We start from the raw sequence: 24,748 nt of genomic DNA, 5'->3' as shown, positions 1-24,748 counted from the left end.
CCCAGAGCCGACGGCCCTCACCCGTGGTCGTACCGGCTTCCGGCACCCGGCCCCCACCGGGCCCGCCCCCGTCACGGTCACCCGCTCGACCAGCACTCCGATCGGTTCGCACCCCCTTGATTGTCCGCATGATGGAACGAAGTATCCGGTTTCCGGGATTGCTTCCATCATGTAACCTGCTCGAAATTTCGCAGAGGGCCAACGTCGTCCCTCGGCACATGTCATATGCCACGACGACGACGGGAGAGCCGATGCGTACACCGCGCCCGCAGTCCCAGCATTCAGCGGCCCAGGGCTCCGCGGTCACCTCGACCTCCTGGGCCCACATGGATGCCCGCCCTGCCGCCCAGGGACTGTACGACCCCAGCTTCGAGCACGACGCCTGCGGCGTCGGCTTCGTGGCCACCCTCACCGGTGAGGCGAGCCACGCGCTGGTCGAGCAGGGCCTCACGGTCCTCAAAAACCTGGAGCACCGCGGCGCGACCGGCTCAGAGCCAGACTCCGGCGACGGAGCGGGCCTCCTCTCCCAGATCCCGGACGCCTTCCTGCGTGAGGTCGCCGGTTTCGACCTGCCCGAGGCCGGCGCCTACGCGGTCGGCATCGCCTTCCTGCCCGAGCACGGCGCGGACGACGTGGCCGACGCCGTCGGCCTGATCGCCGCCGAGGAGGGCCTCACCGTCCTCGGCTGGCGCGAGGTCCCCGTCGCCCCGCAGCTGCTCGGCGCCACCGCCCGCGCCACGATGCCCGCCTTCCGGCAGCTGTTCGTCGTCGACGCCGCGGACACCGAGCCCGCGACCGGGATCGCCCTGGACCGCAAGGCGTTCGTGCTGCGCAAGCGCGCCGAACGCGAACTGGGCGTCTACTTCCCGTCGCTGTCCGCACGCACGATCGTGTACAAGGGCATGCTGACCACCGGCCAGCTCGAACCCTTCTTCCCCGACCTCTCGGACCGCCGCTTCGCGAGCGCCATCGCGCTCGTGCACTCCCGGTTCTCCACGAACACCTTCCCGAGCTGGCCGCTCGCGCACCCCTACCGGTTCATCGCCCACAACGGCGAGATCAACACCGTCAAGGGCAACCGCAACTGGATGCGCGCCCGCGAGTCCCAGCTCGCCTCCGAGCTGTTCACCGGCGACTCCCTGGAGCGGATCTTCCCGATCTGCACCCCGGACGCCTCGGACTCCGCCTCCTTCGACGAGGTCCTCGAACTCCTCCACCTCGGCGGCCGCTCCCTGCCGCACAGCGTGCTCATGATGATCCCCGAGGCCTGGGAGAACCACGCCTCGATGGACCCGGCCCGCCGCGCGTTCTACGAGTACCACGCCTCCCTCATGGAGCCCTGGGACGGCCCCGCCGCCGTCGCCTTCACCGACGGCGTCCAGATCGGCGCCGTCCTCGACCGCAACGGTCTGCGCCCGGGCCGCTACTGGGTGACGGACGACGGACTGGTGGTCCTCGGTTCCGAGGTCGGCGTCCTCGACATCGACCCGTCCAAGGTCGTCCGCAAGGGCCGCCTCCAGCCCGGCCGCATGTTCCTCGTGGACACCGCCGAGCACCGCATCATCGAGGACGACGAGATCAAGGCGGAACTCGCCGCCGACCAGCCCTACCAGGAGTGGCTGGAGGCCGGCGAGATCGAGCTGCCCGACCTGCCCGAGCGCGAGCACGTCGTCCACACCCACGCCTCGGTCACCCGCCGCCAGCAGACCTTCGGCTACACCGAGGAGGAGCTGCGCGTCCTGATCGCGCCCATGGCCAAGACCGGTGCCGAGCCCATCGGCTCGATGGGCACCGACTCGCCCATCGCCGCGCTCTCCGCCAAGCCCCGCCTGCTGTTCGACTACTTCACGCAGCTGTTCGCGCAGGTCACCAACCCGCCGCTGGACGCCATCCGTGAGGAACTCGTCACCTCGCTGCGCTCCACGCTCGGCCCGCAGGGCAACCTCCTGGAGCCCTCCGCGGCCTCCTGTCGCGGCGTCACCCTGCCCTTCCCGGTGATCGACAACGACGAGCTCGCCAAGCTCATCCACATCAACGCCGACGGCGACCTCCCCGGGATGACGACGGCGACCCTCTCCGGTCTCTACCGCGTCTCCGGCGGCGGCCGGGCCCTCGCGGAGCGCATCGAGGAGATCCGCGCCGAGACCGACGCCGCCATCGAGGGCGGCGCCCGCCTCATCGTCCTCTCCGACCGGCACTCCGACGCCGAGCACGCCCCGATCCCCTCGCTGCTGCTCACCGCCGCCGTCCACCACCACCTCATCAAGACCAAGCAGCGCTCCCAGGTGGGGCTGCTGGTCGAGGCCGGGGACGTGCGCGAGGTCCACCACGTCGCGCTGCTCATCGGCTACGGCGCCGCCGCCGTCAACCCCTACCTCGCCATGGAGTCCGTCGAGGACCTCGTGCGGGCCGGCACCTTTCTGCCCGGCCTCGACGTCGAGGAAGGCATCCGCAACCTCATCTACTCCCTCGGCAAGGGCGTTCTGAAGGTGATGTCCAAGATGGGCATCTCCACCGTCGCCTCCTACCGCGGCGCGCAGGTCTTCGAGGCCGTCGGCCTGTCCCAGGAGTTCGTCGACACCTACTTCTCCGGGACCACCACCAAGATCGGCGGCATCGGCATCGACGTCGTCGCCGAGGAGGTCGCCGCCCGCCACGCCAAGGCCTACCCCGCCTCCGGCATCGCGCCCGCGCACCGCGCGCTCGACATCGGCGGCGAGTACCAGTGGCGCCGCGAGGGCGAACCGCACCTGTTCGACCCGGACACCGTCTTCCGCCTCCAGCACGCGACCCGTACGCGGCGTTTCGACATCTTCCAGCAGTACACCTCGCGCGTGAACGAGCAGTCCGAGCGGCTCATGACGCTGCGCGGCCTGTTCGGGCTCACCTCCGACCGCCCCTCGATCCCCGTCGAGGAGGTCGAGCCGGTCTCCGAGATCGTCAAGCGCTTCTCCACCGGCGCCATGTCGTACGGCTCCATCTCCAAGGAGGCGCACGAGACCCTCGCCATCGCGATGAACCAGCTCGGCGGCAAGTCGAACACCGGTGAGGGCGGCGAGGACCCCGACCGCCTCTACGACCCGGCCCGGCGCTCCGCCATCAAGCAGGTCGCCTCCGGCCGCTTCGGCGTCACCAGCGAGTACCTCGTCAACGCCGACGACATCCAGATCAAGATGGCCCAGGGCGCCAAGCCCGGCGAGGGCGGCCAGCTGCCCGGCCACAAGGTCTACCCCTGGGTCGCCAAGACCCGGCACTCCACCCCGGGCGTCGGCCTCATCTCCCCGCCCCCGCACCACGACATCTACTCCATCGAGGACCTCGCCCAGCTCATCCACGACCTGAAGAACGCCAACCCCAAGGCGCGCATTCACGTCAAGCTGGTCTCCGAGGTCGGCGTCGGCACCGTCGCCGCCGGGGTGTCCAAGGCGCACGCCGACGTCGTCCTGGTCTCCGGGCACGACGGCGGCACCGGCGCCTCCCCGCTCACCTCCCTCAAGCACGCGGGCGGCCCCTGGGAACTCGGCCTCGCCGAGACCCAGCAGACCCTGCTGCTCAACGGGCTGCGCGACCGCATCGTCGTCCAGACCGACGGACAGCTCAAGACCGGCCGCGACGTCGTCATCGCCGCACTGCTGGGCGCCGAGGAGTTCGGTTTCGCGACCGCCCCCCTCGTCGTGTCCGGCTGCGTCATGATGCGCGTCTGCCACCTCGACACCTGCCCCGTCGGGATCGCCACCCAGAACCCGGTGCTGCGCGAACGCTTCGCCGGCAAGGCCGAGTTCGTCGTCAACTTCTTCGAGTTCATCGCGGAAGAGGTCCGCCAGCTCCTCGCCGACCTCGGCTTCCGCTCCATCGAGGAGGCCGTGGGCCGCGCCGAGGTCCTCGACACCTCGCGCGCCGTCGACCACTGGAAGGCGCAGGGCCTCGACCTCGCCCCGCTCTTCCACGTGCCCGACCTGCCCGAGGGCGGGGTGCGCCACCGCGTCACCGAGCAGGACCACGGCCTGAGCAAGGCCCTCGACAACGAGCTGATCAGGCTCGCCGCCGACGCCCTGCACGCCGCCTCCCCCGAGGAGGCCCAGCCGGTGCGCGCCCAGGTCGCCATCCGCAACATCAACCGCACCGTCGGCACCATGCTCGGCCACGAGGTGACCCGGAAGTTCGGCGGCGCCGGACTGCCCGAGGACACCGTCGACATCACCTTCACGGGCTCGGCCGGCCAGTCCTTCGGCGCCTTCCTCCCGCGCGGCGTCACGCTGCGCCTGGAGGGCGACGCCAACGACTACGTCGCCAAGGGCCTGTCCGGCGGCCGCGTCGTCGTCCGCCCCGACCGGGGCGCCGACCACCTCGCGGAGTACTCCACCATCGCGGGCAACACCCTCGCCTACGGCGCGACCGGCGGCGAACTGTTCCTGCGCGGCCGGGTCGGCGAACGCTTCTGCGTCCGCAACTCCGGCGCCACCGTCGTCGCCGAGGGCGTCGGCGACCACGGCTGCGAGTACATGACCGGCGGCCACGCCGTCGTCCTGGGCGAGACCGGACGCAACTTCGCGGCCGGCATGTCCGGCGGCGTCGCCTACGTCATCGACCTCGACCGCACCCACGTCAACGCCGGTAACCTCGAATCCGTCACCGACGTGCTCGACGAGGCCGACACCGCCTGGCTGCACGACGTGGTGCGCCGCCACCAGGAGGAGACCGGCTCCACCGTCGCCGGGAAGCTCCTCGCCGACTGGGACACCGCCGTGCGGCGCTTCAGCAAGATCATCCCCCGTACGTACCAGGCCGTGCTCGCCGCCAAGGACGCCGCCGAGCGGGCCGGGCTCTCGGAGAACGAGACCCAGAACAAGATGATGGAGGCGGCGACCAATGGCTGACCCCAAGGGCTTCCTCACCCACGGACGCGAGGTCGCCCAGACCCGCCCCGTCGGCGAACGCGTGCAGGACTGGAACGAGGTCTACGTTCCCGGCTCCCTGCTGCCGATCATCTCGACCCAGGCGTCGCGCTGCATGGACTGCGGCATCCCGTTCTGCCACCAGGGCTGTCCGCTGGGCAACCTCATCCCCGAGTGGAACGACTACGCCTACCGCGAGGACTGGTCCGCCGCCTCCGAACGACTGCACGCGACCAACAACTTCCCGGAGTTCACCGGGCGGCTGTGCCCCGCGCCGTGCGAGTCGGCCTGCGTGCTCGGCATCAACCAGCAGCCGGTGACCATCAAGAACGTCGAGGTCTCCATCATCGACAAGGCGTGGGAGACCGGCGACGTCACGCCGAGCATCCCCGAGCGCCTGTCCGGCAAGACCGTCGCCGTCATCGGCTCGGGACCGGCCGGCCTCGCCGCCGCCCAGCAGCTCACCCGGGCCGGGCACACCGTCGCCGTCTACGAGCGCGCCGACCGCATCGGCGGGCTCCTGCGGTACGGCATCCCCGAGTTCAAGATGGAGAAGCGGCACATCAACCGCCGTATCGAGCAGATGCGCGCGGAGGGCACCAAGTTCCGCACCGGGGTCGAGGTCGGCCGCGACATCGACGCGGCGAAGCTGCGCAAGCGCTACGACGCCGTGGTCATCGCCGCCGGATCGACCGTCTCCCGCGACCTGCCGGTGCCCGGCCGCGAACTGAACGGCATCCACTTCGCGATGGAGTACCTGCCGCTGTCCAACAAGGTCCAGGAGGGCGACTACGTCACCCCCCCGATCTCCGCCGAGGGCAAGCACGTCGTCGTCATCGGCGGCGGCGACACCGGCGCCGACTGCGTCGGGACCGCCCACCGGCAGGGCGCGGCGTCCGTCACGCAGCTGGAGATCATGCCGCAGCCCGGCGCCGAGCGGAACCCGGTCAGCCAGCCCTGGCCGACCTTCCCGCTGCTCTACAAGGTCACCTCCGCGCACGAGGAGGGCGGCGAGCGGATCTACTCCGCCTCCACCACCCACTTCGAGGGCGACGAGGACGGCAACGTCCAGTCCCTGCACCTCGCCGAGGTCGAGTTCGTGGACGGCAAGCTCACCCAGAAGCCGGGCACCGAGCGGAAGATCCCCGCACAGCTCGTGACCCTCGCGATGGGCTTCACCGGCATCGACCAGTCGGGCGGCCTCGTCGAGCAGTTCGGCGTGGACCTCGACGCGCGCGGCAACGTCGCCCGCGACGAGCACTTCGAGACCAGCGTCCCGGGCGTCTTCGTCGCCGGTGACGCCGGCCGCGGCCAGTCGCTCATCGTGTGGGCCATCGCCGAGGGCCGCTCCGCCGCCCGCGCCGTGGACGCCCACCTCACCGGTGCCAGCGCCCTGCCCGCCCCGATCCGCCCCACCGACCGCTCCCTGGCGGTCTGACCCGCACCACCCCACACGTCCCGTACAAAGGCGTACGGAACTGAACGCGGCGCCTGCCCCGTCCCCGACCAAGGACGGCAGGCGCCGTGGCGCGTCCCGGACCAGCTGCGAAGCGCCCCGGGCGACACGCCGACAGGGGTGTGGCGCGTCCCACCCGGCACATCCAAAACCATCGTGTTAGGCTGGCGGAGTTGCAGTTTTGGTACCCATAGAACTTCTTATGTGCGCCTGACGGAATGCTTCGTCGGGCGCATTGTTTGTTTTGTTCCGGTTAACCGGATGGGGCTCATGGTGCGACACGGTGCACACGAGGTGTGTGTACCGCTCCGTCTCATCAAAGGAGAACGACATGGCCACCGGAACCGTGAAGTGGTTCAACAGCGAAAAGGGCTTCGGCTTCATCGAGCAGGACGGCGGCGGCCCCGACGTCTTCGCTCACTACTCCAACATCGCGTCCTCGGGCTTCCGTGAGCTCCAGGAGGGCCAGAAGGTGTCCTTCGAGGTCACCCAGGGCCAGAAGGGCCTCCAGGCGGAGAACATCGTTCCCGCCTGACCCTCGCAGGCCGCGAACCTCGCGACCGGGGCCCGCACCGGCAGGTGCGGGCCCCGGTCGTCTGCTGTCTCCAGGAAGGCACACCCCATGACCAGCTCTCAGGAGCCCGCCCGCCCGGCGCGCGACTCCGCCCGCCCGGCCCGTGGCCGCTCCCGCTCCGGTCGTACGGGTACGACCTCCGGCGACGCCGCTCCCACCCGCCGTACCGGTGGCGCCCCGCGCAAGGCCCCCGCCGGCAACCGCTCCGGCGGTGCCCGCAGGCCCGCCGCCGCCCCGCAGGGTGACTTCACCCCGCCCCAGACCCTCACCCCGGCGCTGCCGCCCGCCCCGGCCTTCGAGGACCTCGACATGCCCGAGGGCCTCCTGAAGACCCTCGCCGAGCAGGGCGTCAGCACGCCGTTCCCGATCCAGTCGGCGACCCTGCCGAACTCCCTGGCGGGACGCGACATCCTCGGCCGGGGCCGCACCGGCTCCGGCAAGACCCTCGCCTTCGGCCTGGCCCTGCTCGCCCGCACCGCCGGCCGCAAGGCCGCCCCGCGCGCCCCGCTCGGCCTCGTGCTCGTCCCCACCCGGGAACTCGCCCAGCAGGTCACCGACGCCCTCACCCCGTACGCGGACGCCCTGCGCCTGCACCTGACGACGGTGGTCGGCGGACTGTCCATCGGCAAGCAGGCCGGAGCGCTGCGCCGCGGCGCGGAGATCGTCGTCGCCACCCCCGGCCGCCTCAAGGACCTCCTCGACCGGGGCGACTGCACCCTGGAGAACGTCTCGGTCACCGTCCTCGACGAGGCCGACCAGATGGCCGACATGGGCTTCCTCCCGCAGGTCACCCGGCTGCTCCAGCAGGTCGAGCCGGACGGCCAGCGGATGCTCTTCTCCGCGACGCTTGACCGCAACATCGACCGGCTCGTGAAGCAGTTCCTGACCGACCCGGTCGTGCACTCCGTCGACCCCTCGGCGGGCGCCGTCACGACGATGGAGCACCACCTGCTCCACCTCGCCGACGAGACCGAGAAGAAGGCCGTCACCCACCGCATCGCCGCCCGCGAGGGCCGGGTGATCCTCTTCATCGACACCAAGCGGGCCGCCGACCGCCTCGCCAAGCGCCTGCTCGCGGACGGCGTCAAGGCCGCCGCCCTGCACGGCGGACGCTCCCAGCCGCAGCGCAACCGCACCCTCGACCAGTTCAAGAACGGCCAGGTCACCGCCCTGGTCGCGACGAACGTCGCGGCCCGCGGCATCCACGTCGACGACCTCGACCTCGTCGTCAACGTCGACCCGCCGATGGACCACAAGGACTACCTGCACCGGGGCGGGCGCACCGCCCGGGCCGGGGAGTCCGGCAGTGTCGTCACCCTCGTCCTGCCCGAGCAGAAGCGCGAGATGTCCCGCCTCATGGTGGCGGCGGGCATCACCCCGCACACCGCCCGGGTCGCCTCCACCGACCCCGAACTCGCCCGGATCACCGGGGCGCGGGAGCCCTCCGGCGTCCCCGTCGTCCTGGAGATCCCGGTGCAGCCGACCGCGCAGCGCCAGAACGAGGACGGCGGCCAGTCCCGGCCGGGCGGCTCCTCGTCCTCGCGCGGCAGGCGCCGCCGCAGGCCGGCCGGCGCGCAGGGCGCCGCGCCCGGCACGGGCACCACGTCCGCCTCGGGCGGCGCACGCCAGGGCGGCTCGCGCGCCACGGGCGGCAACGCCGAGGGCGGTCGCAGGGGCGCCGCGGGCGCGGGCGGCCAGGGCCGCGGCGGCCAGGGCGGGCGCGGCGGAGCCTCCGGCTCCGGCCGCCCCCAGGGCGCCGGCGGCGGCGCGGCCCGCTCCCGCTCCGCCGGCCGGGGCCGCTCCACCGGACGCTGAGCCCCGCACCCCCGCCCACCCGGGCGAAGCGGAAACCCGGTGCCGCCGACCCGTTGTCGTGGTCGGCGGCACCGGGCGTTTCCTCTCCGCTCGTGCGCAGCGCACGAGCGTGTCGGGTCCCCGGCTGCCTCGGCCCGTGCCGACGTCGGCCCACCGGCAGACAGCCGCAGGCGATGAGCGGGGTCGGCGAGGCCCGCCCCTAGACCGCCCGCACCCGCACCGCCGTGGCCGCCAGCCGCCGTCGCGCCCCCGCGTCCGTCACCAGGGCCACCGCCCCCGCGGCGAGCGCCCTCGCGGGGGCGTGGGGCGGGCTGTCCGCCAGCAGGGCGGCCAACACCGGCACGGCGCGCGGGTCACCGCGGCGCGCCAGCGCCGCCGCCGCGTGCGCCCGGACCGTGGGGGAGGGGTCGTCGAGCAGCCCCACCAGGCCCTCCCGCACCCCCGCCGCCCGCGCGGCCGGCTCCACCGGTTCCCGCAGCGCCGCCGCCGCCCGCTCCCGCACCTCGGCCACCGCGTCCCGCAACAGCGCCGCGAGCGCCCCGGCGCCGCCCGCGTGCCCCGCCAGCGCCCCGGCCACCGCCGCCCGCACCCGCGCCGACGGATGCGCCGCGTGCGCGACCAACTCGGGGACCGCCGCCGGATCGCCGAACCGGGACAAGGCCGCCGCCACCGCCACCAAGGGCTCCGGCTCCCGCGAACGACGCGCCAGAGCCCGCAGCGGCGGTACCGCCCGCGCCTCGCCCCAGCCGCCCAGCACGTCCGCCGCAAGCGCCCGCCGCGCCTCGTCCTCCCACGCACACCACGCCGCCACCGCCTCGAACGTCTCCTCGTCGTGCCGCTCCACCAACGCCTCGACGGACCGCGTCCAGTTGTCCAGCCCCCGGCCCCGCACCCCGTCGCGCAGCGCCCGGCCCGCCAGCTCCGCACGCGCCGTCACGATCCCCGCCTCCCGCTCCAGCAGCGTGCACACGGCCCCGTGCCCCGTACGCCGCTCGGCCGCCCCCACCGGCAGCCCCGCGCGGAACGCCTCCGCGACCACCGTCAGCCCGCCGTCCTCCACGACCTCCCGCACGACGACCTCCACCTCCGGCCCCGCGCCCCCCGCCTGCTCCAGCGCCGCCCGCTCCGCCTCCGCGCGCACATCGCCGCGCAAGGCCGCCCACGCCGCCGCGAGCGCCGCCCGCCCACCCCGCGCGCCGTACTCCCGCAGACACCGCACCGTGGAGAACGAGCCACCCGCCGCGGCCACCACCAAGGGCTCCGCACCCCCCGGAGCGGCACGGTCCGGATCGGCCCCCGCCGCGAGCAGCACCTCCGCCACCCCGGCGAAACCCAGGGCCACCGCCCAGTCCAGCGCCCTGAACCCGAACTCCTCGACCCCGTCCACCTTCGCCCCGGCCGCCAGCAACGCCCGCACCACACCCACGTGCCCGCCGCACGCCGCCCCGCACAACGGCAGGTCACCCGCCCCGCTCAGCTCGTCCGGATCGGCCCCCGCCGCCAGCAGCAGCCGCACCACCCCCGGCTCGTCCCGCACCGCCGCCGCGTACAGCGCCGTCTGGCCCCGCGCGTCCACACTCCGCGCCGGCACCCCGCGACGCAGCAGACCCAGCACCGCGTCCTCGTCCCCGGCCTCCACCGCCGCGAACAAGGCCCCCACGTCACCCGTCCGAAAACCGCTCTTGACCGTGCCCATGCCGCGACTGGTACCCCCGCGCACACCGGAAAGGCAAACCGGGCACCGGACGGACGACCACCGAACGCGGCCCCCGAGCCCCCACACCCCGGCCCCCGCCCCGTAAGCTGCCCCACCATGACCACCAGCAACGCCGACGACGCCCGCGCCGAACTCCTCCGGCTGCGCGACAGCATCGACAACATCGACGCCGCCGTCGTCCACATGCTCGCCGAGCGCTTCAAAGCCACCCAGCAGGTCGGCCACCTCAAGGCCGCCCACCACCTGCCCCCGGCCGACCCCACCCGCGAGGCCGAACAGATCGCCCGCCTGCGCCGCCTCGCCGAAAGCGCCAAACTCGACCCCGCCTTCGCCGAGAAACTCCTCAACTTCATCGTGGCGGAGGTCATCCGCCACCACGAACGCATCGCCGAGGAGACGGCCGGGACGAAGCCCGGGAGGACCGCCTCCAACACCGCCGACTGAACCCGGCCCCACCCCGGCGCCAACAGATGCCAGCACCCCGTACGGACCGCCGTGCGGGGTACGGCAGCATGTCCCCATGCCCGTACTGACACGCGAAGAAGCCCGCGCCCGCACCGCCCTCCTCGACGTCCACCACTACCAGGTCGACCTCGACCTCACCCACGGCGAGGAGACCTTCGACTCCCGCACCACCGTGCGCTTCACCACCCGCACCGACGGCGACACCTTCCTCGAACTCAAACCCGCCACCCTGCACTCCCTCAGCCTCGACGGCACCCCCCTCGACCCCGCGCTCCTCGCCGACAACCGCTACCCCCTCACCGGACTCGGCGCCGGCGCACACGAGATCACCGTGCACGCCGCGATGCGCTACTCCCGCACCGGCGAGGGAATGCACCGCTTCACCGACCCCACCGACGGCGAGAGCTACGTCTACACCCAGCTCTTCATGAACGACGTCCAGCGCGTCTTCGCCGCCTTCGACCAGCCCGACCTCAAAGCCGTCTTCACCCTCGGCGTCACCGCCCCCGAAGGCTGGACCGTCCTCGCCAACGGCATCACCGAACACCACGGCGCGGGCCACTGGAGCGCCGCCCCCACCCCCCTCATCTCCACCTACCTCGTCGCCGTCGCCGCCGGCCCCTGGCACTCCGTCCGCACCGAACACCGCGGCCTCCCCTTCGGCCTGCACTGCCGACGCTCCCTCGCCCCCCACCTCGACACCGACGCCGAAGAACTCCTCGACGTCACCCGCGCCTGCTTCGACCGCTACCACGAGAAGTTCGACGAGCCCTACCCCTTCGACTCCTACGACCAGGCCTTCGTCCCCGAGTTCAACGCCGGCGCCATGGAGAACCCCGGACTCGTCACCTTCCGCGACGAGTTCGTCTACCGCTCCGCCGTCACCGACACCGAACGCCAGACCCGCGCCATGGTCGTCGCCCACGAAATGGCCCACATGTGGTTCGGCGACCTCGTCACCCTCAGCTGGTGGGACGACATCTGGCTCAACGAGTCCTTCGCCGAGTACATGGGCTACCAGACCCTCACCGAGACCACCCGCGAGGACGCCCCCGGCCGGCCCGTACGCGACTGGTGCGCCGACACCTGGACCGACTTCGCCGTCGCCCGCAAGTCCTGGGGATACGACGCCGACCAGCGCCCCTCCACCCACCCCGTCGCCCCCGACCCCGACGCCGTCCCCGACACCGCCTCCGCCCTCCTCAACTTCGACGGCATCTCCTACGCCAAGGGCGCCTCCGCCCTGCGCCAGCTCGTCACCTGGCTCGGCGAGAAGGACTTCCTGGCGGGCATCAACACCCACTTCGCCCGCCACAAGTTCGCCAACGCCACCCTCGCCGACTTCATCGACAACCTCGCCTCGGCCACCGACCGCGACGTCCACGCCTGGGCCGCCGCCTGGCTGCGCACCACCGGAGTCGACACCCTCACCCCCCGCCTCACCCCCGGCCCCGACGGCCACACCCTCACCGTCGACCACGAAGGCCGGCGCCCCCACCGCGTCGCCGTCGGCCTCTACGACCACGACCCCGTCGAGCCCGACCGCCTCGTCCTGCGCGCCCGCCCCCTCGTCGACCTCCCCGCCCAGGGCCCCGCCACCACCACCCTGCCCGGCAAGGCCCCCGCCCTCGTCCTCCTCAACGACCACGACCTCAGCTACGCCAAGGTCCGCTTCGACGACATCTCCTGGACCACCGCCCGCACCCACCTCGCCGCCGTCACCGACCCCCTCAGCCGCGCCGTCCTGTGGAACGCCCTGCGCGACGCCGTACGCGACGGACACCTCCCCCCGGAGCAGTACCTCGACGCCGCCCGCACCCACCTGCCCCGGGAAACCGACCTCGCCGTCGTCTCCGGCGTCCTCACCTTCGCCGCCACCCAGGTCGCCGACCGCTACACCACCCCCGCCGCACGACCCGCCGCCCTCAACACCCTCGGCGAGCTGTGCCGCGACCTGACGCGCCGCACCGAGAGCGGCGAGCACCCCGGGCTGCGCCTCACCGCCGTACGCACCGCCATCCGCACCGCCACCCGCCCCGAAACCCTCCAGGACTGGTACGACAACGACACCGTCCCCGGCGGCCCCGCACTCGACCCCGAACTGCGCTGGAGCATCCTCGCCCGCCTCGCCGTCCTCGGCGCCACCGACGAGACCACCATCGCCGCCGCCCTCGACCGCGACCCCAGCGCCACCGGCCAGGAAGGCGCCGCCCGCTGCCGCGCCGCCCTGCCCGACCCCGACACCAAAGCCCGCGCCTGGCACTCCCTCTTCGAGGACGACACCCTCTCCAACTACCTGTTCACCGCCACCGCCCAGGGCTTCTGGCAACCCGAACAGCACGAACTGACCGCCCCCTACGTCAGCCAGTACTTCCCGGCCGCCACCGCCCTCGCACAGCGCCGCGGCCCCGCCATCGCCCAGGCCGCCGCCCGGTACGTCTTCCCCGGCCACGCCGTCGACACCGAGACCCTCCGCCTCGGCCGCGCCTGCCTCGACACCGCCACCGCCACCCCCGCCCTCGCCCGCGGACTCACCGACCAGCTCGACGACCTCGAACGAGCCCTGCGCGTACGCGACACCGCCTGACCCGACCCCCCTGCCCCACCCACGAGACACCCCGCACCGCCCCGACGCCGGGCGGGCCGGCACCCCACCGGCCCGCCCGGCGTCGCGCGTAAGGCGGCCTGCCGGAACGGCAGTTGGCGCGCCCCGCCGCCTCCGGCAGAACCGCCCCCATACCAGAAGCGGCACCCCCGCCGCCGGTTCACCTCACCCCCATACCCCTTTCGGGTCCCAGTCGTTGGGCTTACCGGGCCGCCCCCGTCAACACTCCGAACAGACGGCCGCCCCCCGAGCGCAGCGGAAGGACCACCCCATGACCGCCCCACCACCCCTCGCCGGTGGACCCGACGGCCCCGACGCCCTGCGCCCCCTCCTCGACACCGTCCTCACCGCCCTCGCCGACGGCGCCGCCCACCGCGAAGGCCCCCTCCCCGCCGGCGGACCCACCCGCACCGCCACCCGCACCCGCACCGCCGCCGACCCCGTCCTCCCCGACACCGGCAGCGACCCCCACACCGCCCTGCACACCCTCGTCACCGCCCTCACCCAAGGCGCCGCCGACCCCGCCCACCCCCACTGCGCCGCCCACCTGCACTGCCCACCCCTCGCCGTCGCCACCGCCGCCGACCTCGCCGCCAGCGCCCTCAACCCCTCCCTCGACTCCTGGGACCAGGCCCCCGCCGCCACCGCGCTCGAACAACTCGTCACCCACACCCTCGCCACCGAAGTCCACGGCACCCCCCCACACCCCGGCACCCCCCGGCCCGACGCCCTCGTCACCACCGGCGCCACCGAAGCCAACCAGCTCGCCGCCCTCCTCGCCCGCGAGAAAACCACCCCCGAGCGGCCCCTGCACCTCCTGCACGGCGCCAACGCCCACCACAGCGTCCCCCGCGCCGCCTGGCTCCTCGGCCTCCCATCGACCAGCCCCCTGCCCACCCCCCGCGGCACCCTCGACCCCACCACGCTCCACCGCGCCCTCCAGGACCACGCCGGCCACCCCGTCCTCGTCACCGCCACCGCCGGCACCACCGACGCCGGCCTCATCGACCCCCTCCCCGCCCTCGCCGACCTCTGCGCCCACCACGGCGCCCGCCTCCACATCGACGCCGCCTACGGCGGAACCCTCCTCTTCAGCCCCACCCACCGCCCCCTCCTCGACGGCCTCGACCGAGCCGACACCGTCAGCCTCGACCTCCACAAACTCGGCTGGCAGCCCGTCGCCGCCGGACTCCTCACCCTCCGCGACCCCACCGACCTCGCCCCCCTCAACCACCAGGCCGACTACCTCAACGCCGACGACGACACCCAAGCCGGCATCCCCGACCTCCTCGGCCGCTCCCTGCGCACCACCCGACGCCCCGACATCCTCAAAATCGCCGTCACCCTCCGCACCCTCGGCCGCACCGGACTCGCCCAACTCATCGACACCGTCTGCGCCCAGGCCCACACCCTCGCCGACCTCGTCACCACCCACCCCCACCTCCAACTCCACTCCCGCCCCACCATCAGCACCGTCCTCTTCCGCCCCACCCACAGCGACGACCGCACCGTCGCCCACCTCCGCCGCACCCTCCTGAACGAAGGCACCGCCGTCCTCGGCCGCGCCCACCTCGACGGCCGCCTCTGGCTCAAAGCCACCCTCCTCAACCCCCACACCACCACCGCCGACCTCAGCGCCCTGCTCACCCTGGTGGAAGGACACCTCGACCGATGACCACCCCGACCCACCCCACCCGAGCCACCCACGCCGACACCCCGCACCACCCCACACCCACCCACGAACCCCGGCCCACCCCACCCCACGACACCGACACCCCCCACGACCTCGTCGGCATCGGCATCGGCCCCTTCAACCTCTCCCTCGCCGCCCTCGCCCACACCCTCCCCAGCACCACCCCACCCCTGCGCACCGCCTTCTACGACCAACAACCCGCCTTCCACTGGCACCCCGGCCAGCTCATCGAAGGCAGCACCCTCCAAGTCCCCTTCCTCGCCGACCTCGTCACCCTCGCCGACCCCGCCAACCCCTGGTCCTTCCTCAGCTACCTGCGCACCCTCGACCGCCTCTACCCCTTCTACTTCGCCGAGCGCTTCCACATCCAGCGCGCCGAATACGACGCCTACTGCCGCTGGGTCAGCGAGAACCTCCCCGGCCTCCACTTCGGCCACCAGGTCGACGCCGTCCGCTGGAACACCGAACGCCGCCTCTTCGAAGTCGACTACACCCAGATCGACCACGACGGAGAAGCCGAAGCCCTCGGCCGCGCCTACACCCGCAACCTCGCCCTCGGCATCGGCACCGCCCCCTACGTCCCCGAACCCCTGCGCCCCCTCGCCGAAGCCCCCACCGTCCCCGTCGTCCACTCCGCCGACTACCTGGCCCACCGCGAACGCCTCCTCGCCGCAGGCCACATCACCGTCATCGGCTCAGGACAGTCAGGCGCCGAGATCTACCTCGACCTCCTCCGCCACCGGCCCCCCGGCCACGAAAAAATCACCTGGCTCGCCCGCACCCCCGCCTTCGCCCCCATGGAGTACTCCAAACTCGGCCTCGAACACTTCACCCCCGACTACACCCGCTACTTCCACCAACTCCCCGAAACCACCAGAGACACCCTCCTGCCCCAGCAGTGGCAACTCCACAAAGGCATCGACACCGACACCCTCACCGCCATCCACGACGAGCTCTACCGCCGCAGCCTCCACGGCGGCTGGCCCGACACCACCCTCACCCCCGGCGTCACCGTCCGCACCGCGGGCCGCGTCGCCACCAGCCGCATCGAACTCCACCTCGAACACCGCCAGCAAGGCACCCGCTCCCGCCTCACCACCGACGCCGTCGTCCTCGCCACCGGCTACCGCGAACGCCCCCTCGACCAACTCCTCGCCGGCCTCGACCCCTACCTCCACCGCGACAGCGCCCAACGCCCCCACGTCGACGCGCACCAGCGCCTCACCCTCGACCCCGCCATCACCGACACCGGCTCCCACGTCTACGTCCAGAACGCCGAACGCCACACCCACGGAGTAGGCACCCCCGACCTCGGCCTCGCCGCCTGGCGCAGCGCCACCATCCTCAACGACCTCACCCGCGCCACCCCCTACCCCCTCCCCAGCCGCACCGCCTTCACCACCTTCGGCCTCACCCCCGACCAGCCCCGCCCCCAACCCCACCCCGCCACCGTCATCCGCCTCACCGAACAACGCTGACCCCACCCACCGCACCCGGACACGACAGCGGCCCCGCAGGAAAACCCACGGGGCCGCCGCACACCACCCGACGATCAGAACAACGGCACACCCTCCCGCGTCAACCGCCAGTCCACCGAAGCGAACACCGCCGGATCGATCGACCCCGCCGCCCGCACCCACGCGATGATCGTGTTCCGGATCTCATCCGAATTCGCCCATACCTGCTGCGCCTGCGGCACATGCGGGAAATTACCCCCACCACTCGCCCGGTAGTTGTTCACCGCCAGCACGAACCGCGCCGACTCCTGAACCGGCGCACCCCCGAACGACAGACCCACGATCCGCGAACCCACCGGCTGCGACACATCGATGTCGTACGTCACCCCCGACACCGCGTCATAGTTGTAGTCCGGCGTCCCGTCCGCGTTCGTCAGCTTCGCCGGATCCACCGGCGCCCCCACCGCCGTCCGCACGAAATACCGCGCCGAGAACTCCAGATAGTCCCGCAACTGCGCACCCGTGATCAGCCGCGCCTCCAAAGTGTTCTCGAAGGTGTACAGACCCGCCGCGTCCCGGATCGTCACCTCACCCGCCGGAACCACCGCCGTCCGCGAGAAACACGAAGCCTGCGACAACACCGGCAACGAGGCGAACTCCCCACCCGCCAGCGCCTCCCGCACCGTCTCAGCCTGCACGTGATTGATCAGATCGATCAACGGAACGTCCTTGTACGCCCCCTCCACGGTGTCCATCGCCACCACCGACGTACCGATCACCTGATTCACATACGCCACGACCTTCCTGTGCTCCCCCGACAGCAACCGCGTGATCCGCCGGTCCTCCTCCACCGTGTTCGAGTTCAACACCCGCGAACCCGCCCGCTCCACCGACCAGCGACCCCGCTCCAGCACCAGATCGAAGTCGAACACCGTCAGCCGCTCACCCCACTTCAACGGCTCCGACAGCACCACCTGCCGACCCGACTCCGTGTTCGTCACCAGCCGCTCCGGGATCTCCACATGCGCGTGACCCACCAGAATCGCGTCGATCCCCGGCACCTGCTCCGCCACCAAGGTCGCCGCGTTCTCCACATACGGCAACTGATCACCCCAGGACGAAGAACCGTCCGCCCCCGAGTGCGCCGACACCAGCACCACGTCCGCGCCCATCGACCGCAGCCTCGGCACCCACTTCGCCGCCTGCTCCACCAGACCAGGGAACGCCAGCTTCCCCTGCACGTTCGCCTTGTCCCAGATCGCGATCCCCGGATTCGTCAACCCCAGCACGGCCACCCGCACATCCCGGCCGTGCGGCGTCCGCAACCGCTTCATCACATACGGCTGGAACGCCGGCCGCAGCGACTTCGCGTCCACCGCGTTCGCCCCCAGCAGCGGAAAATCACACTGCTCCTCGAACTTCCGCAGCACCTCGATGCCGTAATTGAACTCGTGGTTCCCCAGCGCCGCCGCGTCATAACCGATCGCGTTCATCGCCTTCGCCATCGGATGCACCGGACCACGCCGCGCCGTGATCGGGTCCACCCGCGCGTAGTAGTACGACAACTGCGTGCCCTGGATCGTGTCACCCGCGTCGATCAACAGCGTGTTCCGCCGGCCCCGCTCCGCACGCACCCGCTCCACCAACGTGGAGATCTTCGCGAGGCCCACGTCATTGTGCTGAGCGTCGTCGTACTCCTTATCGGTGAAATAATCCCAGTTCAACGCATTACCGTGCAGATCCGTCGTCCCCAGCACCGAGAACGAGTAGCGCTGCCCGCGACCCGGACCGTGCCCACCACCCCGACCCGACGACGCCACCGCCGAGGGAGCCGCCGCACCCGCCAGCGCCACCCCCGCCCCCGTCGCCGCCGACGTACCCAGGAACGCCCTGCGATCCAACGCCATCACCCTGCTCCTCACCACTGACCACGGCGGCCGGAACACCCCACCGCCCACAGACACAACGCGCGTAGATTCTGACGCAGCGACACCCCGAAGAACACCCCTCCCAGGTTTCCATCAGATCACCGCCCACCCCACCCACGCCCCCGCGCGAGCGCTCATCGGAGCACCCCTGCGCACACTTCAACAATTGTCAAGTTCCCTACACCCGAAGGACGTTGAACAGTCACCCCCGACTAAACCCCTACCCGCCGGTAAGCCCTAGGCTCGACCCATGCGCCGAGCAAAAATCGTCTGTACCCTGGGCCCCGCCACCGACTCCTACGACCAGATCAAAGCCCTGGTCGAAGCCGGAATGGACGTAGCCCGCCTCAACCTCAGCCACGGCAGCTACGCCGAACACGAGGAGCGCTACCACCGCGTGCGCGAAGCCGCCGAGGAAACCGGCCGCAGCGTCGGCATCCTCGCCGACCTTCAAGGCCCGAAGATCCGCCTCGGCCGCTTCAAAGAAGGCCCCGTACTCCTTGAACGCGGAGACACCTTCACCATCACCGTCGAAGAAGGCGTCCAGGGCGACCGCCACCAGTGCGGAACCACCTACGCCGGACTCGCCGGAGACGTCACCCAGGGCGAACGCATCCTCGTCGACGACGGCAAGGTCAGCCTCGAAGTCGCCGCCGTCGACGGCCCCCGCGTCACCACCACCGTCGTCGAAGGCGGCATGGTCTCCGACAACAAGGGCCTCAACCTCCCCGGCGTCGCCGTCTCCGTCCCCGCCCTCTCGGAAAAGGACGTCGAAGACCTCCGCTGGGCCCTGCGCACCGGCGCCGACGTCATCGCCCTCTCCTTCGTCCGCAGCGGCCGCGACATCAACGACGTCCACCGCATCATGCGCGAGGAGAACCGCCGCCTGCCCGTCATCGCCAAGGTCGAGAAACCCCAGGCCGTCCAGAACATCGCCGACATCGTCGACGCCTTCGACGGCATCATGGTCGCCCGCGGCGACCTCGGCGTCGAAATGCCCCTCGAACAAGTCCCCATCGTCCAGAAGCGCGCCATCAAACTCGCCCGGCGCAACGCCAAACCGGTCATCGTCGCCACCCAGATGCTCGACTCGATGATCGAGAACTCCCGCCCCACCCGCGCCGAGGCCAGCGACGTCGCCAACGCCGTCATCGACGGCACCGACGCCGTCATGCTCTCCGGCGAGACCAGCGTCGGCAAATACGCCGTCCAGACCGTCAAGACCATGGGACGCATCGTCGAGGCCGCCGAGGAGGACATCCTCGCCCAGGGCCTCCCGCCCCTCACCGACCGCAACAAACCCCGCACCCAGGGCGGCGCCGTCGCCCGCGCCGCCGCCGAGATGGGCGACTTCCTCGGCGCCAAGTACCTCGTCGCCTTCACCCAGTCCGGCGACACCGTCCGCCGCCTGTCCCGCTACCGCTCACCCATCCCCCTGCTCGCCTTCACCCCCGACCAGGCGACCTATGCCCAACTCACCCTGTCCTGGGGCGTGGAGACCTTCCTCGGCCCGCACGTCGAGTCCACCGACGCGATGGTCGACCAGGTCGACGAGATGCTGCTCAAGCTCGGCCACTGCCAGAAGGGCGACGTCGTCGTCATCACCGCGGGCTCCCCGCCCGGAGTCGCCGGCTCCACCAACCTGGTCCGCGTCCACCACATCGGCGAGGACGACTCCCCGAAGTAACGGCGCACGAGGACGGGTTACGGGGCCGGGGTACTGGAAGGTCAGTACTTCGGCCCCACGTGCTGGTCCATGAGGGCTACGGAGGCTTTGCGGGCCACGGAGATGTTGTACGGGTTGCCGTGGCGGAAGCACGAGGTCCACTCCACACCCAGTCGGTCGAGCGTGTCCGTATAGAGGCGGCGGATGTCGTCCGAGACGTTGGTGAACCAGTAGCGCGGGTACTCGTAGCGTTTCCGCTCACCACCGACCACGCGCGTGGTCCAGTTGGTGATCCGGCAACCGTCGGAGTGGATCAGGCCACGGACGAAGCCCCAGGGGTGGGCCTCGACCACGGCCTGTTGCCAGCTTTCGAGCCGGATCTCCCGGTCGTGCTTCTTGCCGGGGCCGTGCTGGGGGAAGAGGCAGGGCAGGTGCTGGGAGTAGACCTTGATGTTGTGGCAGCCCGTCCGGCGCACGCGGCAAATCGCGTTACCCGGGAGCACTGCCCGCATGGCCGCCTCGCACTCGTCCTGAATGCCGGGCCACGCGTCGTCCAGCGTGATCATCAGACTCGGGGCCCGGTGCTTATGTGGCCGTCGCCCAGATAGAGGCCGAGGAGATACGCGTACGCCGCGTCGGCGAGAGGGGATTCGTCGCACCGTGGGCAGAAACTGCGCTTGCGGCCGGGGTTTTCGCCTCGCTTGGCCAGGTCGAGATGTTTCCAGTAGCCGATTGTCCCTTTCGGGACATGCAAGAGGCGTGCGACCTCGGCGTTGGACATACCCTCGCGCAGGAGTGACAGTGCCTGCCGGCGCGTCTCGAATGGGTGGAAGAGCATGTGGCTCACGGTCGGGCATTGGGGGCCGACTTGGGCGGGAGACGGAGTATTTTCACCGCATGGGGGAATGAGGGGTGTCGCTCTCGGCGCTCGAACCCGCGAACTCTCCTGAGAGGGGGCCTCGGGGCCGACGGGGGCATCCACGTATCAGTACTTCGGCCCCACGTGTCGGTCCATGCGGGCGACTGAGGCCTTTCGGGCCACGGAGATGTTGAGAGCGCGCTTGTCGCGGTGCAGAACTGTCCACTCGACGCCCAGTGTGTCGAGAGTGGCGCAGTACAGACCCCGGATGTCGTCAGATCTGTTGGTGAAGAAGTAACGGACATATTCGTAGCGCTTCAACTCGCCTGCGATGATCCTCTGCGTCCAGTTGGTGATGCGAGAGCCGTCGGAGTGGATGAGCCCCCGGACGAAGGCCCACGGATGTGCGTCCACTACCTCCTGCTGCCAGTTCTCGAGGAAGACATGACGCTCATGCTTCTTACCCGGCCCGTGTTGGGGAAAGAGGCAAGTCCAGTGCTTGCTGCTGCTGGAGACCGCGACACAGCCCTCGCACTGCGTGCGCCAGACGTTGTTGGGGAGCACGGATCCCATGGCCACCGCACAAGCCCTGATCAGTCCGGGCCACGTGTCGGCACAGGCGATCCGAAGGGTGTGGACCCCGCGGCGCCCGGTGCTGAGGCAGCCGTCACCCAAGTAGAGCCCGAGCAGATAGGCGTAAGCCGCTGGATCCGCAGGCTCTTGTGGCGAGTTCTGGCAGCGGCAGCAGGAGGAAGCGACTCGGCCCCGTGGGATGAGGCGCTTCTGCCACTCCCTGATGGTCGCCCTGGCCACGCCGGTCTGCTTGCTGACCGAGTTGAGGCTTCGGCCACTTTCCAGGAGTGCTAGCACGCGGACACGCGTATCGATGTCATACACACGAGCGACGATGGTGCACGCGAGAACCCGCATGGGGAAATCAGAGATCAAGGGCCCCGAACGAGTGAAACCGAGGGGCTGCACGTGACCTTCGAAAGCAAGGAAAGTGCCCCAGGTGGGATTCGAACCCACACTGTCCGCTGTTTGAGAGCGGCCTCTCTGACCGATTGGAGTACTGGGGCCTTCGAAAACAAGGGAGGGTCACCCCCTGTTCGGGACTACCTTACCGCAGCTAGGTACCCTCTCCATAGCAGTACCCACCTGCCCTGAATCAAGGAGCAACCGTGAGCGCCCCCGAGTCCGAGTCGCCCCAGAACGTCGCTGACGACGACAAGTCGCACGTGCCTCCGCTGACCACCCGTGTCGTCATCGCCGAGGACGAGGCCCTCATCCGGCTGGACCTCAAGGAGATGCTGGAGGAGGAGGGCTACCACGTCGTGGGCGAGGCCGGGGACGGGCAGCAGGCCGTGGAGCTGGCCCGGGAGCACCGGCCGGACCTGGTGATCCTCGATGTCAAGATGCCCGTGCTGGACGGTATCTCGGCGGCTGAGAAGATCGCCGAGGAGTCGATCGCCCCGGTGCTGATGCTCACCGCCTTCTCCCAGCGCGATCTCGTGGAGCGGGCGCGGGACGCCGGGGCGATGGCGTATCTCGTGAAGCCCTTCTCGAAGACCGATGTCGTTCCGGCCATCGAGATGGCGGTGTCGCGGTTCACGGAGCTGCGGACGCTGGAGAAGGAGGTCGCGGACCTCTCGCAGCGGCTGGAGACGCGGAAGCTGGTGGACCGGGCGAAGTCGGTGTTGCAGACGGAGTACGGGCTCACCGAGCCGGCGGCGTTCCGGTGGATTCAGAAGACGTCGATGGACCGGCGGATGTCGATGCAGCAGGTCGCGGAGGCCGTGATCGAGGACGCGGCGGAGAAGAAGGCCGCGAAGGAGCAGCCGAAGTAACCGAACTGTTTCTGTCTTCACGACGCGGAAAGGGCCGTACCGGTGGAATTCCGGTACGGCCCTTTCCGTATGGGCCGGGGCAATCAGTCCTCGCCGAGGTACGCCTTGCGGACGGATTCGTCGTGGAGGAGGTCGGCTCCGGTGCCGGAGAGGACGATGTTGCCGATTTCCATGACGTGTCCGTGGTCGGCGAGGGAGAGCGCGGCCTGGGCGTTCTGCTCGACGAGCAGGATGGTGGTGCCCTGCTTCTTGAGTTCGACGATGGTGCTCATGATCTTCTGCATCATGATCGGCGAGAGGCCCATGGAGGGTTCGTCGAGCATGAGGAGTTTCGGCTGGGACATGAGGGCGCGTCCCATGGCGAGCATCTGCTGTTCGCCGCCGGAGAGGGTGCCGGCGGCTTGTCTGCGGCGCTCTCCGAGGATGGGGAAGAGGTCGTAGGCGTGCTGGATGTCCTTGGCGATGCCCTCGGTGTCGTTGCGGAGGTAGGCGCCGAGGCGGAGGTTGTCCTCGATGGTCATGCGGGGAAAGATGTGCCGGCCCTCGGGGGAGTGGGCGAGGCCGAGGGCGACGATCTGGTCGGCGCGGTACTGGTGGAGCGGTTTGCCGTCGAAGGTGACGGTTCCGGCGAGGGGTTTGATGAGGCCGGAGAGGGTGCGCAGGGTCGTGGTCTTGCCGGCGCCGTTGGTGCCGATGAGGGTGACGATCTCGCCTGCCTGGACGGAGAAGCTGATGCCTTTGACGGCCTCGATCTTTCCGTAGGCGACGCGGAGGTCCTGGACTTCGAGCAGGGCGGTCACTTGGTGTCCTCCGCGGTGGTGTCGGCGGGGGGTTCGTCGGTGGTGGCGTCGGTGTTCCCGGTGCCGGGTTCCGTCGTCGCACCGGTGTCGCCGCCCGCTGTCGTCCTGGTGGTGCCCGTCGGGGTGGCGGCGGCTTCGGCGGCCTGGACTGCGGCGAGGGACTCGTCCTCGGGGCTGTTGTCCATGGGGGTGCCGAGGTAGGCGGCGACGACGCGTTCGTCGGCCTGGACGACGTCGGGGGTGCCTTCGACGAGTTTCTGTCCCTGGACGAGGACGGAGACGCGGTCGCACAGGTTGAAGATGAACCGCATGTCGTGCTCGATGACGAGGACGGCGGTGCCCTGGTCGCGGATGGCGAAGACGAGTTCCTCGGTGGCGCGGGTCTCCTGGGGGTTCATGCCGGCGGTGGGTTCGTCGAGCAGGAGGAGGCCGGGGTCGCTGGCGAGGGCGCGGGCGATTTCGAGCTTGCGCTGTTCGCCGTAGGGGAGGTTGCGGGAGAGGTGGTCCGCTTTTCCGGCGAGTCCGATGAATTCGAGGAGTTCCATCGCGCGGGCGGTGGAGGCGGCTTCCGCTTTTTTGAAGCCGGGCCCGCGCAGGAGGGCGGAGAAGAGTCCTTCGCGGGTGCGGGTGTGGCGTCCGACGAGGACGTTCTCAAGGACGGTCATGTTGGCGAAGAGCCGGATGTTCTGGAAGGTGCGGGCGATTCCGGCCTTGGTGACGAGGTGGGGTTTGGGGGGGAGGGTGGTGCCCTTGTAGGCGACGCGTCCTTCGGTGGGGACGTAGAGGCCGGTGAGGCAGTTGAAGAAGGTTGTTTTTCCGGCGCCGTTGGGGCCGATGAGGCCGACGATTTCTCCGGCGTTGACGGTGAGGTCGACGCTGCGTACGGCGGTGAGTCCGCCGAAGCGCATGGTGACGCCGGTGGCTTCGAGGACGGCGGTGGCCGTTTCGGGCGGGGTCTGGGTGGTGGTCAT

Annotated in this window: 15 protein-coding genes, 1 tRNA gene and 1 pseudogene; 10 read left to right on the top strand and 7 right to left on the bottom strand. The window is 70.9% G+C overall.

All coding sequences use genetic code 11. The features are described 5' to 3' along the window. The first annotated feature begins 251 nt into the window (after positions 1 to 251). The 4 genes from gltB (at position 252) to AB0J21_RS13040 (ending at position 8,740) form a co-directional block, all read left to right on the top strand. A complete protein-coding gene (gene gltB / locus AB0J21_RS13055; protein ID WP_363145958.1) occupies positions 252 to 4,877 on the top strand; it encodes a glutamate synthase large subunit in 4,626 nt (1,541 codons plus the stop codon). Beyond that, the gene (locus AB0J21_RS13050; RefSeq protein ID WP_363145957.1) at positions 4,870 to 6,333 is read left to right on the top strand and encodes a glutamate synthase subunit beta; all 1,464 of its coding nucleotides are present in this window, start codon (positions 4,870 to 4,872) and stop codon (positions 6,331 to 6,333) included. Before gltB ends, AB0J21_RS13050 begins: the two co-directional genes overlap by 8 nt. 349 nt (positions 6,334 to 6,682) lie before the next feature. After that, positions 6,683 to 6,886, top strand: coding sequence for a cold-shock protein (locus tag AB0J21_RS13045; RefSeq protein ID WP_363145956.1), 204 nt, complete (start codon positions 6,683 to 6,685; stop codon positions 6,884 to 6,886). Positions 6,887 to 6,973: 87 nt separating this feature from the next. Beyond that, on the top strand, positions 6,974 to 8,740 hold the full coding sequence (locus AB0J21_RS13040) for a DEAD/DEAH box helicase (RefSeq protein ID WP_363145955.1): 1,767 nt from the start codon (positions 6,974 to 6,976) through the stop codon (positions 8,738 to 8,740). A gap of 199 nt (positions 8,741 to 8,939) precedes the next feature. Here AB0J21_RS13040 and AB0J21_RS13035 read toward each other — a convergent pair whose 3' ends face one another. After that, complete coding sequence (locus AB0J21_RS13035; protein ID WP_363145954.1) at positions 8,940 to 10,436, bottom strand: HEAT repeat domain-containing protein; 1,497 nt, start codon at positions 10,434 to 10,436, stop codon at positions 8,940 to 8,942. A 117-nt stretch (positions 10,437 to 10,553) separates the two neighbouring features. Between AB0J21_RS13035 and AB0J21_RS13030 the strand changes: the two genes are divergently transcribed. From AB0J21_RS13030 to AB0J21_RS13015, 4 genes are all read left to right on the top strand, one after another. Further along, complete coding sequence (locus AB0J21_RS13030; RefSeq protein WP_363145953.1) at positions 10,554 to 10,901, top strand: chorismate mutase; 348 nt, start codon at positions 10,554 to 10,556, stop codon at positions 10,899 to 10,901. Between the two features lie 76 nt (positions 10,902 to 10,977). Further along, complete coding sequence (gene pepN / locus AB0J21_RS13025) at positions 10,978 to 13,509, top strand: aminopeptidase N (protein ID WP_363145952.1); 2,532 nt, start codon at positions 10,978 to 10,980, stop codon at positions 13,507 to 13,509. Between the two features lie 289 nt (positions 13,510 to 13,798). After that, on the top strand, positions 13,799 to 15,202 hold the full coding sequence (locus tag AB0J21_RS13020) for an aminotransferase class V-fold PLP-dependent enzyme (RefSeq protein ID WP_363145951.1): 1,404 nt from the start codon (positions 13,799 to 13,801) through the stop codon (positions 15,200 to 15,202). Next, positions 15,199 to 16,698, top strand: coding sequence for a SidA/IucD/PvdA family monooxygenase (locus AB0J21_RS13015; protein ID WP_363145950.1), 1,500 nt, complete (start codon positions 15,199 to 15,201; stop codon positions 16,696 to 16,698). Before AB0J21_RS13020 ends, AB0J21_RS13015 begins: the two co-directional genes overlap by 4 nt. A 74-nt stretch (positions 16,699 to 16,772) precedes the next feature. Here AB0J21_RS13015 and AB0J21_RS13010 read toward each other — a convergent pair whose 3' ends face one another. Then, positions 16,773 to 18,584 (bottom strand): 5'-nucleotidase C-terminal domain-containing protein, encoded by a 1,812-nt coding sequence (locus tag AB0J21_RS13010; protein ID WP_363145949.1) that lies wholly within the window; start codon positions 18,582 to 18,584, stop codon positions 16,773 to 16,775. 271 nt (positions 18,585 to 18,855) lie between these two features. Between AB0J21_RS13010 and pyk the strand changes: the two genes are divergently transcribed. Then, the gene (pyk, locus tag AB0J21_RS13005) at positions 18,856 to 20,292 is read left to right on the top strand and encodes a pyruvate kinase (protein WP_363145948.1); all 1,437 of its coding nucleotides are present in this window, start codon (positions 18,856 to 18,858) and stop codon (positions 20,290 to 20,292) included. A 41-nt stretch (positions 20,293 to 20,333) separates the two neighbouring features. Here the strand turns inward: pyk and AB0J21_RS13000 are convergent. The 3 genes and pseudogenes from AB0J21_RS13000 to AB0J21_RS12990 form a co-directional block, all read right to left on the bottom strand. Beyond that, a pseudogene (locus AB0J21_RS13000) lies at positions 20,334 to 21,109 on the bottom strand (helix-turn-helix domain-containing protein). A gap of 147 nt (positions 21,110 to 21,256) precedes the next feature. Next, a complete protein-coding gene (locus tag AB0J21_RS12995; RefSeq protein WP_363145947.1) occupies positions 21,257 to 22,027 on the bottom strand; it encodes an IS630 transposase-related protein in 771 nt (256 codons plus the stop codon). A 107-nt stretch (positions 22,028 to 22,134) separates the two neighbouring features. Next, a tRNA-Leu gene (locus AB0J21_RS12990) sits at positions 22,135 to 22,209 on the bottom strand. Positions 22,210 to 22,311: 102 nt separating this feature from the next. Between AB0J21_RS12990 and AB0J21_RS12985 the strand changes: the two genes are divergently transcribed. Continuing rightward, the gene (locus AB0J21_RS12985; protein WP_363145946.1) at positions 22,312 to 22,977 is read left to right on the top strand and encodes a response regulator; all 666 of its coding nucleotides are present in this window, start codon (positions 22,312 to 22,314) and stop codon (positions 22,975 to 22,977) included. An 83-nt stretch (positions 22,978 to 23,060) separates the two neighbouring features. Here AB0J21_RS12985 and AB0J21_RS12980 read toward each other — a convergent pair whose 3' ends face one another. Together AB0J21_RS12980 and AB0J21_RS12975 are read right to left on the bottom strand one after the other, a co-directional pair. Next, a complete protein-coding gene (locus AB0J21_RS12980; RefSeq protein ID WP_363145945.1) occupies positions 23,061 to 23,777 on the bottom strand; it encodes an ABC transporter ATP-binding protein in 717 nt (238 codons plus the stop codon). Then, the gene (locus AB0J21_RS12975; protein WP_363145944.1) at positions 23,774 to 24,748 is read right to left on the bottom strand and encodes an ABC transporter ATP-binding protein; all 975 of its coding nucleotides are present in this window, start codon (positions 24,746 to 24,748) and stop codon (positions 23,774 to 23,776) included. Before AB0J21_RS12975 ends, AB0J21_RS12980 begins: the two co-directional genes overlap by 4 nt.

The sequence above is a fragment of the Streptomyces sp. NPDC049954 genome (assembly GCF_040656295.1).
Lineage (GTDB): Bacteria > Actinomycetota > Actinomycetes > Streptomycetales > Streptomycetaceae > Streptomyces.
The sequence above is the reverse complement of the archived record's forward strand: the minus strand, read 5'-3'. Positions and strand labels throughout refer to the sequence as shown.

Coding starts and splice junctions, on each gene's coding strand:
- AB0J21_RS13040 (WP_363145955.1), top strand. CDS start 6,974: ATGACCAGCTCTCAGGAGCCCGCCCGCCCGGCGCGCGACTCCGCCCGC.
- pepN (WP_363145952.1), top strand. CDS start 10,978: ATGCCCGTACTGACACGCGAAGAAGCCCGCGCCCGCACCGCCCTCCTC.
- AB0J21_RS13050 (WP_363145957.1), top strand. CDS start 4,870: ATGGCTGACCCCAAGGGCTTCCTCACCCACGGACGCGAGGTCGCCCAG.
- gltB (WP_363145958.1), top strand. CDS start 252: ATGCGTACACCGCGCCCGCAGTCCCAGCATTCAGCGGCCCAGGGCTCC.
- AB0J21_RS13020 (WP_363145951.1), top strand. CDS start 13,799: ATGACCGCCCCACCACCCCTCGCCGGTGGACCCGACGGCCCCGACGCC.
- AB0J21_RS13030 (WP_363145953.1), top strand. CDS start 10,554: ATGACCACCAGCAACGCCGACGACGCCCGCGCCGAACTCCTCCGGCTG.
- AB0J21_RS13010 (WP_363145949.1), bottom strand. CDS start 18,584: ATGGCGTTGGATCGCAGGGCGTTCCTGGGTACGTCGGCGGCGACGGGG.
- AB0J21_RS13045 (WP_363145956.1), top strand. CDS start 6,683: ATGGCCACCGGAACCGTGAAGTGGTTCAACAGCGAAAAGGGCTTCGGC.
- AB0J21_RS12975 (WP_363145944.1), bottom strand. CDS start 24,748: ATGACCACCACCCAGACCCCGCCCGAAACGGCCACCGCCGTCCTCGAA.
- pyk (WP_363145948.1), top strand. CDS start 18,856: ATGCGCCGAGCAAAAATCGTCTGTACCCTGGGCCCCGCCACCGACTCC.
- AB0J21_RS13015 (WP_363145950.1), top strand. CDS start 15,199: ATGACCACCCCGACCCACCCCACCCGAGCCACCCACGCCGACACCCCG.
- AB0J21_RS13035 (WP_363145954.1), bottom strand. CDS start 10,436: ATGGGCACGGTCAAGAGCGGTTTTCGGACGGGTGACGTGGGGGCCTTG.